This window comes from Oryzihumus sp. (assembly GCF_036391795.1).
GTDB lineage: Bacteria > Actinomycetota > Actinomycetes > Actinomycetales > Dermatophilaceae > Oryzihumus.
On record NZ_DASVZH010000098.1, the window covers coordinates 1 to 13,890 of the forward strand.

Annotated in this window: 15 protein-coding genes; 4 read left to right on the forward strand and 11 right to left on the reverse strand. The window is 73.0% G+C overall.

Translation table 11 applies throughout. The annotated features are described in order from the left end of the window. The 4 genes from VF825_RS05780 to VF825_RS05795 form a co-directional block, all read right to left on the reverse strand. Positions 1-211: hypothetical protein (locus VF825_RS05780; protein ID WP_331111083.1), on the reverse strand; the 211-nt coding region annotated here is incomplete at its 3' end. Between the two features lie 72 nt (positions 212-283). Beyond that, a complete protein-coding gene (locus VF825_RS05785) occupies positions 284-643 on the reverse strand; it encodes a hypothetical protein (protein ID WP_331111085.1) in 360 nt (119 codons plus the stop codon). After that, the gene (locus VF825_RS05790) at positions 643-1,575 is read right to left on the reverse strand and encodes a mechanosensitive ion channel family protein (protein WP_331111087.1); all 933 of its coding nucleotides are present in this window, start codon (positions 1,573-1,575) and stop codon (positions 643-645) included. Before VF825_RS05790 ends, VF825_RS05785 begins: the two co-directional genes overlap by 1 nt. Positions 1,576-1,702: 127 nt before the next feature. Continuing rightward, positions 1,703-2,047 (reverse strand): nuclear transport factor 2 family protein, encoded by a 345-nt coding sequence (locus VF825_RS05795; protein ID WP_331111090.1) that lies wholly within the window; start codon positions 2,045-2,047, stop codon positions 1,703-1,705. A gap of 186 nt (positions 2,048-2,233) precedes the next feature. Here VF825_RS05795 and VF825_RS05800 point away from each other — a divergent pair, with 186 nt between their 5' ends. Continuing rightward, the gene (locus VF825_RS05800; RefSeq protein ID WP_331111092.1) at positions 2,234-3,259 is read left to right on the forward strand and encodes an NAD(P)-dependent alcohol dehydrogenase; all 1,026 of its coding nucleotides are present in this window, start codon (positions 2,234-2,236) and stop codon (positions 3,257-3,259) included. An 84-nt stretch (positions 3,260-3,343) separates the two neighbouring features. Here the strand turns inward: VF825_RS05800 and VF825_RS05805 are convergent, their stop codons facing one another. Continuing rightward, complete coding sequence (locus VF825_RS05805; RefSeq protein WP_331111094.1) at positions 3,344-3,901, reverse strand: hypothetical protein; 558 nt, start codon at positions 3,899-3,901, stop codon at positions 3,344-3,346. Between the two features lie 101 nt (positions 3,902-4,002). Here VF825_RS05805 and VF825_RS05810 point away from each other — a divergent pair, with 101 nt between their 5' ends. After that, positions 4,003-5,553 (forward strand): N,N-dimethylformamidase beta subunit family domain-containing protein, encoded by a 1,551-nt coding sequence (locus VF825_RS05810; RefSeq protein ID WP_331111096.1) that lies wholly within the window; start codon positions 4,003-4,005, stop codon positions 5,551-5,553. A gap of 12 nt (positions 5,554-5,565) precedes the next feature. Here VF825_RS05810 and VF825_RS05815 read toward each other — a convergent pair whose 3' ends face one another. The 5 genes from VF825_RS05815 to VF825_RS05835 all read right to left on the reverse strand — a co-directional run bounded on the left by VF825_RS05815 (position 5,566) and on the right by VF825_RS05835 (position 10,185). Next, entirely contained in the window at positions 5,566-6,510 is a 945-nt protein-coding gene (locus VF825_RS05815) for an alpha/beta hydrolase (protein ID WP_331111099.1), read from the reverse strand. A gap of 65 nt (positions 6,511-6,575) precedes the next feature. Further along, positions 6,576-7,751 carry a Rieske 2Fe-2S domain-containing protein gene (locus VF825_RS05820; protein ID WP_331111101.1) on the reverse strand — a complete coding sequence of 392 codons (1,176 nt, stop codon included), beginning with the start codon at positions 7,749-7,751 and terminating at the stop codon, positions 6,576-6,578. 30 nt (positions 7,752-7,781) lie between these two features. Further along, entirely contained in the window at positions 7,782-8,735 is a 954-nt protein-coding gene (locus tag VF825_RS05825) for a hypothetical protein (protein ID WP_331111103.1), read from the reverse strand. Between the two features lie 11 nt (positions 8,736-8,746). Continuing rightward, a complete protein-coding gene (locus VF825_RS05830; protein WP_331111105.1) occupies positions 8,747-9,085 on the reverse strand; it encodes a metal-sulfur cluster assembly factor in 339 nt (112 codons plus the stop codon). Between the two features lie 5 nt (positions 9,086-9,090). Then, complete coding sequence (locus tag VF825_RS05835; RefSeq protein WP_331111107.1) at positions 9,091-10,185, reverse strand: amidohydrolase family protein; 1,095 nt, start codon at positions 10,183-10,185, stop codon at positions 9,091-9,093. A gap of 318 nt (positions 10,186-10,503) precedes the next feature. Between VF825_RS05835 and VF825_RS05840 the strand changes: the two genes are divergently transcribed. Beyond that, a complete protein-coding gene (locus VF825_RS05840) occupies positions 10,504-11,559 on the forward strand; it encodes a zinc-dependent alcohol dehydrogenase family protein (protein WP_331111109.1) in 1,056 nt (351 codons plus the stop codon). 105 nt (positions 11,560-11,664) lie between these two features. Continuing rightward, positions 11,665-12,171 (forward strand): hypothetical protein, encoded by a 507-nt coding sequence (locus VF825_RS05845; protein WP_331111110.1) that lies wholly within the window; start codon positions 11,665-11,667, stop codon positions 12,169-12,171. Positions 12,172-12,189: 18 nt separating this feature from the next. Here the strand turns inward: VF825_RS05845 and VF825_RS05850 are convergent. Then, positions 12,190-13,890: DEAD/DEAH box helicase (locus tag VF825_RS05850; RefSeq protein ID WP_331111112.1), on the reverse strand; the 1,701-nt coding region annotated here is incomplete at its 5' end.

The window sequence follows — 13,890 nt, forward strand, 5'->3', positions numbered from 1 at the left end:
CCGGCCGGGCGATGGCGGCGATGCCGAGGACGACCTCGGCGGCGGCAAGCGCGCGGGTGGTGGCTGAGGCGCGGCCGATGGTGGCGCCGATGGGGAGCCCGACCGAGCGCAGCGCGCGCACGAGCGGGAGCGGGTCACGCAGCTTGGGCAGGCCCGCTGCGACGAGCAGGCCGCACGCCGCCAGGTATGGCCCGGCGAGGAGGTCCCCCATGCTCGCGAACCGTACTCCCGCGGGCGCAGCCGGACCCGGCGAATCGCTGGGACTTGTCCAATCTTGAGACAGCTATGGGGTGGGGCCGCTGGCCGGCACCGAGGAGGTCGGTGCCGGCACGGTGGTCACGGTCGAGCTGGACGCCTGACCGGTCGTGGTGGTCGTGCTCGACGTGGTGCGGGTCGGCGCCCTGGTCCTTGTCGTGGACGTCCGGGTCGTCGTGCGCTCCGTGGTGGTCGCGGTCCGCGTGGGCGTGCGGGTCCGGGTGGTGGTGCGGGTCGGGGTCGCCGGGGACTCCGTGGCAGGGGTGACCTGGGTGCGGGCGGGAGATCCTGGCGGCGGCGGGCGGACGAGGACGTAGGTCGTGAGGGTGACCAGGAAGATGGCGAGCAGCACCCACGTCGAGGTGCGGACGGCGCGGAGGTGGGACATCAGTCGGCGCCGGAGCCGCTCTGGGTGCTCGTCGGGGTGTTGACGCCGGTGGCGGCACTGGTCGGCTCGGCGGTGTCGAGGTCGGTGGAGACGTTGATGCCCTCGCGCAGCAGGCCGAACGCGATGCGAGCCCGCAGTGCCCGGCCGACGTCGAACTGCTTGCCGGGCAGGGTGCGGGCGACGACCCGGATCGAGACGCGGTCGACGTCGATGCTCTGCACGCCCATGATCGCCGGCGGGTCGAGCATGAGCTGCTGCAGCGTCGGGTCGCCGAAGGCGTCCTCGCCGATGCGGTGCAGCAGGTCGCTGACCCGGTTGACGTCGGCGGTCGCGGGGACCGGCACGTCGACCACGGAGCGGGCCCAGTCGCGGGAGAGGTTGGTGACCTGGGTGATCTGGCCGTTCGGCGTGATGACCACCTCGCCGTCGGCGGTGCGGATCGTGGTGATGCGCAGCGTGACGTCCTCGACGGTGCCGATGGCGGGGTCGGAGATGCCGGGGGCGCTGAGGCGGATGAGGTCGCCGAAGCCGTACTGCTTCTCGGTGATGATGAAGAAGCCGGCGAGCAGGTCCTGCACGACGCGCTGGGCGCCGAAGCCGAGCGCGACACCGGCGACCGCGGCCGGGGCGACCAGCCCGGTGACGGGGACGCCGAGGCGCTGGGCGATGCCGACCGCGGTGGCGCAGTAGATGACCACCAGTGTCGCCCACGTGATGACCTGGGCGAGGGCGTGGCGGTGCTTGGAGGCCTCGGACCGCACGAGCGAGTCGGTCTCGGCGGCGTTCTCGTCGATCCGCTGCGTGATCCGGTCCCCGGCCCACGTCGCGAACCGCGTCAGCAGGAGCGCCCCGGTCACGAGCAGGACGATCTCCAGGCCGCTCCTGCGGGCCCAGTCGACGAAGTCGGTCAACGGCGTGACGTTCGAGAACATCGCTGCCCATGGTCCCGCAGCCGTCGAGGTGTGACCACCGCCGTCTCAGCCGGCGAGGACGGTCGGCGCCGGCGGCCCCCGGCGCCGGTGACCGCGGGTATGCCGTGTCGGCCAGTCTGGTCGCCGATCAGGCCTGCTGCACGGTGTAGACGACCGTCTGCACGCGGATCTGCCCGTCCTGGAAGATGAACGTGTCGATGCCGTCCTCGACCTTGCGGCCGCCGCCGGTCGCCTTCCACTCCAGGTAGAGCACGTCGTCGGCGAACACCGTGGTCAGGTCCCACTGCGCCTGCGGCACGTCGCCCAGCAGCTGGGTGAAGACCTGACGTGCGCCGTCCTTGCCCCGGTAGACCTTCTTCTGCACCACGAGGATCGCATCGTCGCTGTAGTCGGCGACGATGTCCTCGAGGTCCTCGGCGCCGAGCGCCTGCCCGTGGTGCGCGAAGACCTCTTCGGGTGTGCGTGTGGCCATGGCCTGCCCCTCCTTGGTCGGTGCCGTCATCCCGACTTTCAGGGGCGCGGTCCCTCACCCGGAAGGGCCTTGGGTCACTGGCGGGGCGGCGGAGGTCGTGGTTGTGTGCGGAAGGGACTGTGGGCGACCACCGGGGCCGCCCTGCGCGGCGTCCATACGCGTCGCCCAACCGGGAGGGGAGCCACCATGAAGGCCGTACGACTGCACCGCTACCACCAGCGCCCAGCCGTCGAGGAGGTGCCGGACCCCGAGGCGACCGGCCCCTTCGATGTGGTCGTCCGGGTCGGCGGCGCCGGGCTGTGCCGCACCGACCTGCACATCGTCGAGGGCCAGTGGGCCGACCGCAGCAACGTGCCGCTGCCCTACACGCTGGGCCACGAGAACGCCGGCTGGGTCCACGCCGTCGGCCCGGCGGTCGAGCACCTCTCCCCCGGCGACGCCGTCATCCTGCACCCGCTCATCACCTGCGGCTTCTGCCGGGCCTGCCGCTCCGGTGACGACGTGCACTGCGAGGCCAGCCGGTTCCCCGGGATCGACACCGACGGCGGCATGGCCGAGCTCCTCCACACCTCGGCGCGGTCCGTGGTCAAGCTGGCGCCCGGGGTGGAGCCCGCCTCGGTGGCGGCCCTCGCGGATGCCGGCCTCACGGCATACCACGCGGTGAAGAAGGCGCTGCCACTGCTGTATCCCGGCAGCACCTGCGTGGTGGTCGGCGCCGGTGGGCTGGGGCACATCGGGATCCAGTGCCTGCGCGCGATGAGCGCCACCCGTGTCGTGGTGCTCGACGCCAACGAGGAGGCCCTGGCGCTGACCCGGGACTGGGGCGCGGACGAGACCGTGGTGGTCGACGGCAAGCACGTCGAGCGGGTGCTGGAGCTGACCGACGGCCACGGCGCCCAGGTCGTCCTCGACTTCGTCGGCGAGCGGGGCGCCGAGCGCGACAGCTGGGCGATGACCCGGCGCGCGGGCAGCGACTTCGTCATCGGCTACGGCGGCACGGTGGAGATCCCGGCGATCGACGTCATCTCCACCGAGCGCAACGTCGTCGGCAACCTCGTCGGCAGCTACAACGACCTGGTGGAGCTCATGGCCCTCAACGCCGCCGGCGACGTGCACATGCTGACCCACACCTACCCGCTGGACGCCGTCAACGACGCGATGGACGACCTCGACGCCGGCCGGCTCCGGGGCCGCGGCATCCTCGTGCCGTAGGCGGCCCCACCGCCGGAGGCGACGGGCCTGCCCCGCGAGCGCCTGCGCAGCTCGACCTGGTGGTGGGCTGCTTGCCCGGCTGCCTCAGTCGAACGGCAGGAGGTCGACCAGGCGCATCGAGACCGTGGTGCGGTAGGCCGCGCCGCGGGCCGCGGCCGCGTCGGCGATGCGGTCGGCCGTCACCGGGTCGGCGTTGAGCACGACCAGGCGGTCGGCCTTGTCGCGGGCGAAGGCGTCGTGCACCAGCTGTCGCGCGTCCTCCGGAGTCACCTCGTCGACGTCCCACAGGTCGACGATCGTGCGCTCGACCGCGAAGCCCTCGACCCCGGCGATGTGGAACAGCGCCACGGTCGTTGCCCGCACGGTGGACCAGCTCGGCGGCCGCCACGACGCGACGGCCGTCCCCCAGCGGCTGAGGTCCTCACGGGTCGGCGCGGCCGGCATGCGTTCGCGGGTGGCCGCGGCCAGGGCCGGGACGCGGTCCCGCGTCGCGGCGGCGACCGCGGGCACGCGGGTGCGCGTCGCCTCGGTGATGGCGGTGAGGCTCGGCGGCCGCCAGCTGCTGAGGGGGCTGGCACTGGGGAGGTTGGTCACCCGCTCCCGGAACGTCGTCGTCTTCTGCTGCTCGAGGGACGCCGTCATGGGCGCCAAGGGTAGATGTGCCCCATATGTCCGACTCATCCGGGTCTCCCCTCCTCCGCAGGGGTGAGGTGCAGGCCCCCGGCCGGACCTAGCGTGGAGCGATGGTGGGGCGGGCTCTGGCGGCGATCGGCGCGGCGTTCCTGACACTGGCGGTGTGCTGCGCCAGCCAGGTGGCCACGCCCGTCAGGGCAGCGACGGCGCTGATCACCTCGGGCCAGGTGGCACCCCACAGCCACCCGGCGCACACCCGGCGGACCGCGGTCGCGCTCCGGCTGGACCCGCACTGGCGGATCACCCGGCTCGGTGCCGAGCACGCGATCGAGGGGTGGGCCGACCGCACCAGCGTCCTTCCCGGTGAGCCCGTGGGGCTGCACGTCTCGAGCGTGGCCCCTCGCTGGTCGGTGACGGCGTTCCGCATGGGCTGGTACGGCGCCACGGGCGGGGCCCGCGTCTGGCAGGCAAGCCGGCTGCCCGGCATACCGCAGGTCGCGAATTCCGTTGACCCTGTGACGAACACGGTCCGGACCGACTGGCCGACGTCGCTCTCCGTGCCCACCGCCGGGTGGCCGCCGGGGGCCTACCTGCTGCGGCTGGACAGCGCGGCGGGGCAGCGGTTCGTCCCGCTCACGGTGCGCTCCCCCGACACCACGGGCCGGATCGTCCTGGTCGACGACGTGACCACGTGGCAGGCCTACAACCAGTGGGGCGGCTACGACCTCTACAACGGCCCGGGCGGCACAGCGGACTTCGCGAGCCGGTCGCGGGTGGTCACCTTCGACCGGCCGTACGACGGGGACGGGTCGGGGCAGTTCCTCAAGCTCGACCTGCCCACGATCGCCCACGCCGAGCGGCTCGGGCTGCCGCTGGCGTACGCGACCGACATCGACCTGCACGCCGTGCCGACGCTGCTGACCGGCGCCCGCGCGGTGGTGACGCTGGGCCACGACGAGTACTGGTCGACTGCCATGCGCAGCGAGGTGACCCGGGCCAGGGATGCGGGCGTCAACGTGGCCTTCCTCGGCGCCAACGCGGTGTTCCGGCACATCCGGCTGGCGCCTACGCGTTTCGGGCCGGACCGCGACGAGGTCAACTACAAGGCGCCGTCGGACCCGATGCTCGGCGTCCACGACGCGGAGGTGACGGTGAACTGGCGCGAACCGCCGGTGCCCCGGCCGGAGAGCGTGCTCACGGGCGTCTTCTACGAGTGCAACCCGGTCAGCGCGCCGATGGTGGTCACGGACCCCGAGAACTGGGTGTTCGCCGGCACGGGGGCGAGCACCGGTCTCGCCCTGCCGCACCTGGTCGGGCCGGAGTACGACCGGGTCAACCCCGGGGTGCCCACCCCGGCCGGCATCGAGGTGCTCACCCACTCGCCGGTCACCTGCCGCGGCGTCGCGAGCTTCGCCGACAGCGCGTGGTACACCGTGGCCTCCGGCGCCGGGGTCTTCGCCTCCGGCAGCAACTGGTTCACGTACGGCCTGCCCGAAGCGGGGGCGTCGGCGACCACCGCCCGGGTCGTCGGCGGTGAGCTGACCAACCTGTTGCTCGCCTTCGCCGCCGGGCCGGCCGGGCTGGCGCATCCGTCGAGGTCGAACCTCGCCGGGCTGAACGAGTTCGCCGGCGACCCGGTGGCCCGGGCGTACGGCCAGTGACCCTCGGGTCGGTCAGCGTGAAAGCCGTTGCAGGACAACGGAAACCGCGTGCGGTGCCGCGATCATCACCAGGTGCCCGGCTCCCGGTATCGGGACCACGTCGTGGGTGTGCAGCCGCGCCGCGGTCGCGGTGGCGCTGGCACGTCCCATCTGCGGGTCCTGGCTGCCGTAGACGACGGCGGCCGGGACATGGACCTGTCGCTCCTGTGCGTAGGTCAGGCCGATCAGGGGCTGGCCCAGGATGGCCTTGAGCGCGCTCTCCGCGCCCGGCACGCGGAACGGCGTGAGCCACTGCTGCGGGTCGAACGGCGGGCAGGTCGGCCCGCACGCACTGGCGTAGGCCCGCTCGGCCAACCCGGTGTGCCGGGTGGCCAGGCGCAGCACCGCGGTGGCGTAGGGGTCGACGAACAGGTGGTGGACCCACCCCGGGCCGACGCCGTAGGGCGTGCCGTCCCCGTCCATGAACACGACGCGGCGCACCGCCGCCGGGTCGGTGCGGGCCACGTCGCCGACGATCGCCGCGCCGCTGGAGTGCCCGACCAGCACCGGCGAGCTGTGGTGGGCCGTGTCGAGGTGCAGGGCCGTGAGGAACGCGCGCAGCTGGGCGGTGTCCCCGGCCAGGGTGTAGGGGCCACGACGCTCGGTGTAGCCGAAGCCCCGCACGTCCAGGGCGTAGACCCGGAAGCCGTCGGCGGCCAGCTCGGGGCCGACGCGGTCCCACGCCGCGGCGGACTCCATGAACCCGTGCACGAGCACGACCGGCGGCCCGCTCTGTCCCCACTGCTCGTAGTGGGTGGTCAGGCCGCCGGCGCGCACGGTGTGGCCGTGCTCGTCCAGCGGCGGGACCGGCACCGTCCCGGCGCTGGTCCAGTCGTAGGTGGCCGCGGCGAGGGTGACCACGACGAGCGCGCCGAGCACGGTGAGGCCGACCCGGCCCAGCACCCGGCGCAACCCCATGCCGCTTCTCCCGTCAGCAGATCCAGCCCGCACGTCCCGGGCCACTATCGGCGTTGGCCGGGCTGCTAGCCAACCCGGATCCGGCCGCCCGCCACGTGGACGGGGATGCTCGGGAGCGGCGCGGGTGGCGGGCCCTGGAGCACCTGACCGGTGCGACCGTCATACACCCCGCCATGGCAGGGGCAGACGAACTGGACGCTGCCGGGGTCGTACTGCACCGGGCAGCCGGCGTGGGTGCAGACCGCGGAGAAGGCGACGAAGGTGTTGGCCGCGGAGTGGACGACCCAGCCGGGGTTGCCGTCAGCGGGGTTGGTGAAGGACACCCCGTGGCCGACGGGCAGCGAGGCCACGGTGCCGACGTCGGTGGCCGACGTTGCCCCCGAGGGGGGTTGGGCGCTGGTCGGGCCGCTGCTCGCCGGGCCGGCCACGCGGCTCACGCCGCCGACCGCGCGGCCCACCATGGCGGTCAGTGCCGCCACCATGACGGCCAGGGTCCCGGCGGCCGCTGCCGCGGCACCGCCCTTGACCACGGTGCGGCGCTGGATCTCGGTCCGGACGTCGGGGCGCAGCTGCTCCTCGACGGGGAAGACGGGGCACCCCGCCAGTCGGGTGCACTGCCCGTCCGCCGCCAGTCCGCACTTGCCGCCGCGGGCGCACAGCTGGCGCAGCCGGGGCACCGTCACGGCGACGGTGGCCGGCTCGGGCCCCAGCCGCAGCTCGCGGCGTGCCCGGTTCCCCAGCCAGGCGTCCAGGCTGAGCACTCCCCCGGCGCCGAAGGCGATGATCACCGACCACGCGAAGACGAACACGATGTCGGCGCCGACGTAGTAGGGCGTGGTGTTCCAGCTGACGGTGAGGTAGAAGGTGAGCGCCAGCAGGGCGCCGGCCGCCGCGGCCGCGCGAGCCCACAGGCCGAGCAAGGTCGCGACGCCGACGAGCAGCTCCCCGGTGGCGATGAGCAGGCCCACCAGGACCGGGGCGTGCAGGGACAGGGACACCAGCGGCCCGATCGGGCTGCTGTGCGCCAGCGCCGCCATCTGGCGGCCGATGGAGGTCGGGTCGCTCGAGTCGAGGAAGCCCGGGTTGGCGAACTTCTGCAGCGCCGCGTAGGTGAACGTCACGCCGAGGAACGCCCGCAGCGGCAGGATCAGCCACCCTGGCTGGTCCCGCGCGCGCAGCCACAACAGGCGGAGCCGGTCGCGGTGCTCCGGCGGGGCTTCTCGCAAAGAGGTGCGCGCCACGCCTCGCATCGTGCCCCGGATTCCTGAGCGTCAGGTCAACGGCACCTGTGAGTGGCTGCCCGCGGCGAAGCGGGCACCGGGCATGCCCCACTCGCGGAAGAAGTCGCCGGTCGCCCGGCACAGGGCGACGTTGACGTCGTTGCCCGCCTCGATCAGCGCCGCGGACCACGCGTCTGCCGCCTGCGTGGTCGCCGCCGCAGCGTCCGGGGGCAGCAGCAGTGGGTCCTCCGGCGCCAGCGGACCACGCTCGGCAACCCGCGCCAGCAGGGCCACGCGCGCGTCAGGGGGCAGGAAGGTCACCCGGCGTGGGCCGCCGTCGTCCGGGGGGAAGGAGAGCGCCAGCGGCTCGGCGGCCAGATCGGGCACGATCTGCCCGGCCGCGTCCAGGGACCCGGCGTCGCGGACGCGGATGCCGAGCAGCTCGGGCGCCGTGGTGCCGGTGCCGATGAGGGCCAGCAGCAGCAGCCGCACGTCGGGGTCGGTGCCGGGGACCGGCAGCGGTTCGCTCTGGAGCGGCCAGCGATCGAGCGATCCGCGGCCAAGCGGCCCGCGACCATGCGGCCCGCGCTCGAGCGGTCCGGCCGCCGACCCGGTGGTGGAGCTCCCGAGCGGGCGCCAGGGCACGGTCACCCCCGCCGCGGTCCACCACAACACGGGGCCGAAGGCCAGTGCCGCCAGCTGCCCGGCGGTCAGGTCGGGGTGGCGTAGTGCGATGTCCTCCAGCGACCGCGGGGCGACCGAGGCGTCCTCGCGACCGGCCGCCAGCAGCCCGGCCAGGTCTCCCCCGGCCACCTCCCGGGCGAACCTGTCCAGCGTGCCGACCGCGGTGCGCACCCAGATGCCGGCGTCGCGGCAGCGGGTCACGAGCAGCCGGGCGACCGCCATGACCGAGGGCTCAGCCAGCAGGGCCGACTCGCGGCGGCCGGAAAGGGCCGCCCGCACCGCCTGCTCGACCTCGGGCGCTGCCGCCGTGGGCACGCTCATCCCGGCCCTCGTCATCCCAGCCACGCCGGCGCCGCGGTGACACGACCCTCGTTGACCTGCCGGGAGATCTCCTCGGCGATGAAGTGGTCGCGGATGTCCACGCGGCACTGGGTCACCCCCGGCAGGGCCTCGACCCGGCGCCGGACCTCCCGGCCGATGTCGATCGCGAAGGGCGACGGGCACAGTGGCGAGGTCAGGTGGTAGCGCACGGTCACCGTGCCGTCGGCATCGGCGCCGACCTCGTCGAGCAGGTCCAGCTCGACGAGCGTCCGGCGGATCTCCGGGTCCGGGACGCTGCCCGCCGCGGCGCGCGCGGCGTCCAGGTCCACGGGGAAGGGGGCACCCGGCATACCGGTCACCGCGGCGTGCCGGCGACGCCGGTCTCGGTCTCGGCGGCCTCCCCCGCGGTCTGCGCGGGGATGTGGGCGATCCGCTCCTCGCGGCGCACGTCGAGGTCGTCGCCCTTGAGCTGCTTGAGCTTGGCCTCGGTGTCGATGCCGTAGAGCCGGGCGATGTTGCCGCCGATGATCTTCTCCTTGACCTCGTCGGTGAGGGACACGCCGTACTCGTCCTCGATGTCGGCCGGCAGCTGGAAGGCCATGAAGTCGTCGAGCTGCCACTGGGGGTACCAGATCGGGAAGTCGGTGCCGTAGATGATCCGGTCCGGGCCGAGCCAGAACAGCAGGTTGGCCATGACGTTGGCGAAGAAGCGCGGCCGGTTGTGCACGAACGCCAGCGCCACGGCGAGCGAGGCGTAGACGTTGGGGCTGCGGGCCGAGAGCCAGCAGAAGTCGTCCAGCCGGGGCAGGCCGCAGTGGTCGACGATGAAGTTCAGCTCGGGGTAGAGCGTGGACGGCTCGTCGATGTCGCGGACGTCGAACCGCTCGAGCGCCAGCGGCTCCACGGCCGGGCCCTTGTGGAAGTGCATGTTGGTGATGCCGAGCTCGATGCAGCGCTCATAGAGCGGGAACACCATGGGGTCGTTGGCCTTCCAGCCGCGCGACTCCCCGCGCCACTCGGCGGTGTACCACTTGAAGCCCCTCATCCCGAGGTCCTTGACCTGGTGGTCGACCTGCTCGAGCGCGTCCGGCGAGCGCGGGTCGATGCCGCCGAGCGCGATCAGCCGGTTCGGCGCGCGCTTGACCAGCTCGGCGTTGCGCTCGGGGTTGACGAACCCGGTCTTGTAGAAGTCCATGAGGACCTGCGTGGACAGGATCGCCATGTCCGCGTCGCCCTGGACGAAGACGGTGTCGAGGTACCAGTCGGGGTCGACCTTGCGGAACGTCTTCTCGTAGTCCATGGTCCACTGCGGCTGCCCGATCGGGTTGAAGCCGGTGTGGAAGGCGTAGAACGTCTCGATGAAGGCGTCGCCGTACTTGTTCTTCGTGTTCTCCGGGCTCGCGTCCCAGTACCCCGTGTGCGCGTCCATCACGAACTTGCCGTTCTTCATGCGAGCTCCTCCGGTCTCGTGCCGCGTGGAGGGAGCCACCCCGGTTCACCCCACCGTCGAGCAAACACCCCGTCCGGGGCCGGGGATGAGTGCCCAAGGTCCCTTGCGCCCGGTGACTCTGCGGGTATGCCGGGTGGCCGGCTGCCTCTCCCGGTATGTCGGGTGGCCGGCCTGCGCGTTCCGCGCGCCCGCGGCGCGCTGGGGGTGGCGCGCTGGGACGTTGCGCCCTACCGGCGTCCTCCCGGCGCGGCCAGAGTGAGGTCCGGCGGGCCCGGCTCGGGCTCCTGCCCGGGGGACCATCGAGGGAGGACACAGACCATGAAGGCACTCGTCTACCACGGACCCGGCCAGAAGGCGTGGGAGGAGGTCCCGGACCCGGTGATCATCGACCCGACCGACGTCATCGTCCGGGTCGAGACCACGACGATCTGCGGCACCGACCTGCACATCCTCAAGGGCGACGTCCCGGCCGTGACCGACGGGCGCATCCTCGGGCACGAGGGCGTCGGGACGGTGACCGAGGTCGGCTCCGCGGTCTCGAGCGTGGCGGTCGGCGACCGGGTGATCATCTCGTGCATCAGCGCCTGCGGGGCCTGCTCCTACTGCCACCAGGGTCTCTACGCGCACTGCCTGGCCGAGGAGGGCGCGAGCGGGATCGGGTGGATCTTCGGGCACCTGATCAACGGCACCCAGGCCGAGCTGGTGCGGGTGCCGTTCGCGGACAACTCCGTCTACAAGGTGCCCGAGGGCGTCAGCGACGAGGCCGCGGTGATGCTGTCCGACATCCTGCCCACCGGCTTCGAGATCGGCGTGCGCTACGGCCAGGTCAAGCCCGGCGACGTGGTCGCCGTGGTGGGCGCCGGCCCGGTCGGGCTCGCCGCGATGATGACGGCGAACCTCTACGGCGCCGCGCGGATCATCGCCCTCGACCTCGACGCCAACCGGCTCGACCAGGCCCTGACGTTCGGCGCCACGGACACCGTGGACAGCAGCGCGGCGGACTGGGCGGAGCAGGTCAAGGCGATGACCGACGGGATGGGCGTGGACGTCGCGATCGAGGCCGTGGGCATCCCGTCCACGTTCGAGGCCTGCACCAGGATCGTGCGGCCCGGCGGGCACGTCGCCAACGTGGGGGTCCACGGCACTCCGGTCCAGCTCGCGCTGCAGGACCTGTGGATCATGGACCTGTCGATCACCATGGGCCTGGTCAGCACCTCGACCACGCCGATGCTGCTGAAGCTGGTGGCCCAGCACAAGCTCGCGGCGGAGAAGTTCGCCACCCACCACTTCGGCTTCGACCAGATGATGGAGGCGTACGAAACATTCGGTCACGCGGCGGAGTCCAAGGCCCTCAAGGTGGTCATCCGCCGCTGAGGCGCCGATGGGGCGTCAGCGCCGGGTGCTGCGCAGTCCGGCGGAGCCGGCGTAGGCAGGTCTCACCCCGCCTGCCGAGTGCTTTTCCCGGCGGACGGACCTACCGTGAGATCCGGAGCGACCACCTGCCCCGCACCGGAGGACGGCATGGGCACCACGGCGACCCGCATCTCGCGGCACCCGGTCCGTCGACGCGCGGCGGCGGCCGTTGCGGCGCTCGCGGTCGCCGGCGCGCTGGCTGTCTCCGCGCCCGAGCAGGCACTGGGGGCGCCGGGGTCACCCCCGCCACCGTCATGCATGCAGACGGTCGACCCGCCGGCCAAGTCGGGAGGCGTGGTCGTGGCCACGGTCCGCGTTGACTGCGACCAGGTCGCCAACTCGATCTGGACCTGGGTGACCGTGGAGTACTTCGCGGGAGGGTCGTGGCGCGGCGCGCAGCGCTACGCCGAGAGCGGCACCGAGCACCACACTGCGAGCTCGACGCGCTCCTCGCAGCCCATCCAGTGTCCCGGGGTGCTGTCGACGATCACCTTCCGCGCGGTCGCCCGGTCACGAGTCAACGGCGCCAGCCTCGGACGTGACACCTCGCCGGCGGTGAGTGTGACCTGCTGACCTCCGCCGCGGAGGACCTCAGTGGGTCGCGACCGCTTCGGCCTCCTCGACATAGCGGCACAGCGCGTTGACCGCGCGCAGCTGCTCGGGGGTGTGCACCTCGGCGTTGAGCAGCTCGGGGCTGGCGACGACGATGCTCAGCGCCTTGGCCCGCGACAGGGCGACGTTGAGCCGGTGCAGGTCGAAGAGGAAATCCACGCCCCGCGGCGCGAGCGCCGCGCTCGAGCTGGCCATGGAGTAGATGACCACCGGCGCCTGCTGCCCCTGGAACTTGTCGACCGTGCCGACGCGTAGGCCGTCGGGCAGCACCGCGTGCAGCGTCGCCACGTGCGCGTTGAACGGCGCGACGACGAGGACGTCCTCGACGGTCAGCGGGCGGGTCACGCCGTGGGGGTCGGTCCAGCAGCGGGTCAACAGGTCCTCGATGAGTGCCGCGACGACGGTTGCCTCCTCGATGCTGGTCGCCTCGCGCTCGTGGTGGACCACGGGCACCCAGCGCAGGCCGGCTCCCGAGAGCGCGCCGGTCCCCGAGATGGCCTGGCGCTCACGGTCCGGTGCCGCCTCCAGGCGCCCGTCGTAGGACAGCTCGGAGACGAACCGTGTCACCTCCGGGTGCATGCGGAACGTCGTGCCGAGGAAGACACCGCGGTCCTCGGGCACGGTGTCGTGCTCGCCGATGAGGTGCTCCAGCGCGGAGACGCCCGCGCCGTAGGGGTGGGTGGCCTGCGTCGGCTGGGTCAGCTGCTGCGGGTCGCCCAGCAGGACCAGGGAGGTCGCGGCCGAGGAGACCGCGACGGCGTTGGCCAGGGAGAACTGGCCGGCCTCGTCGATGACGAGCACGTCCACGGCCTCGCGCATCTCAGGGCGCGCCCAGAGCCAGGCGGTGCCCCCGAGCAGCTGGACCTGACCGCTGGCGAGCGCGTCGGCCGCCTCGCCGTTGTCGGTGATGAGCCGGACACAGCCGTCAACGGGCTCGCCCTCGGGCAGCTCGGAGACCTTGTGCATCGCCGGCTCGCCGACCTCGGTGAGGACGTGGCGGATCACCGCGTGCGAGAGAGCCGTGACTCCGACCTTCTTGCCCGCGGCCAACAGGGCGCGGATGAGGTGCGACGCGGCATACGTCTTGCCGGTGCCGGGCGGGCCCTGGACGGCGAGCACCTCCCCCGTGAGCCCGAGCCCGACGCGGACGACCACGTCCTTGGGCGCCTCGCCCGGCCGCGCAGCCAGGACCTCCGCCGGTGGCACGACGCCACGGACCAGACGCGCGCCCATGGAGTCCTCCCCCGCCAGTGCGGCGCGCCCGACCTCGGCGATCGACTCGCGCAGGACCTTGTCGTTGAGCGGTCCAGGCGGCCCGAAGCCGCGCACGAGCGCGGGCTCCTTCTTGACCCCGATGGACAGGTCGATCCAGCCCTCGATCGGGTCGTAGTCGCAGACCTTGCCGACGCTGGCCTGGGTGTCGACGTCCTGGACGTAGTCGCCGACCCGCAGCTTGCAGTCCTGCGGCGGGAACGGGTAGCGCCAGACCCGGGAGGTCACCCGGCCGGTCTTGCTGAGCACGTCGCGGACGGCCTCGGGCTCCCCCGGCGCGCCGATCGCGGTGGCGTCCTCGATGAGCTCCTCGGTGTCGAGGTCGCGGTAGCGGAAGAACTCCCACCACGCCGGCCGCGCCTCGCGCCGGTGCCAGCCGACGCAGCCGGCGAGCAGCTCGTGCCCGGC

Excerpts from the sequence above, each read along its gene's own strand:
- VF825_RS05815 (WP_331111099.1), bottom strand. The coding sequence starts at position 6,510 with ATGGGGTTGCGCCGGGTGCTGGGCCGGGTCGGCCTCACCGTGCTCGGC.
- VF825_RS05785 (WP_331111085.1), bottom strand. The coding sequence starts at position 643 with ATGTCCCACCTCCGCGCCGTCCGCACCTCGACGTGGGTGCTGCTCGCC.
- VF825_RS05840 (WP_331111109.1), top strand. The coding sequence starts at position 10,504 with ATGAAGGCACTCGTCTACCACGGACCCGGCCAGAAGGCGTGGGAGGAG.
- VF825_RS05800 (WP_331111092.1), top strand. The coding sequence starts at position 2,234 with ATGAAGGCCGTACGACTGCACCGCTACCACCAGCGCCCAGCCGTCGAG.
- VF825_RS05810 (WP_331111096.1), top strand. The coding sequence starts at position 4,003 with ATGGTGGGGCGGGCTCTGGCGGCGATCGGCGCGGCGTTCCTGACACTG.
- VF825_RS05790 (WP_331111087.1), bottom strand. The coding sequence starts at position 1,575 with ATGTTCTCGAACGTCACGCCGTTGACCGACTTCGTCGACTGGGCCCGC.
- VF825_RS05830 (WP_331111105.1), bottom strand. The coding sequence starts at position 9,085 with ATGCCGGGTGCCCCCTTCCCCGTGGACCTGGACGCCGCGCGCGCCGCG.
- VF825_RS05795 (WP_331111090.1), bottom strand. The coding sequence starts at position 2,047 with ATGGCCACACGCACACCCGAAGAGGTCTTCGCGCACCACGGGCAGGCG.
- VF825_RS05805 (WP_331111094.1), bottom strand. The coding sequence starts at position 3,901 with ATGACGGCGTCCCTCGAGCAGCAGAAGACGACGACGTTCCGGGAGCGG.
- VF825_RS05835 (WP_331111107.1), bottom strand. The coding sequence starts at position 10,185 with ATGAAGAACGGCAAGTTCGTGATGGACGCGCACACGGGGTACTGGGAC.
- VF825_RS05825 (WP_331111103.1), bottom strand. The coding sequence starts at position 8,735 with ATGAGCGTGCCCACGGCGGCAGCGCCCGAGGTCGAGCAGGCGGTGCGG.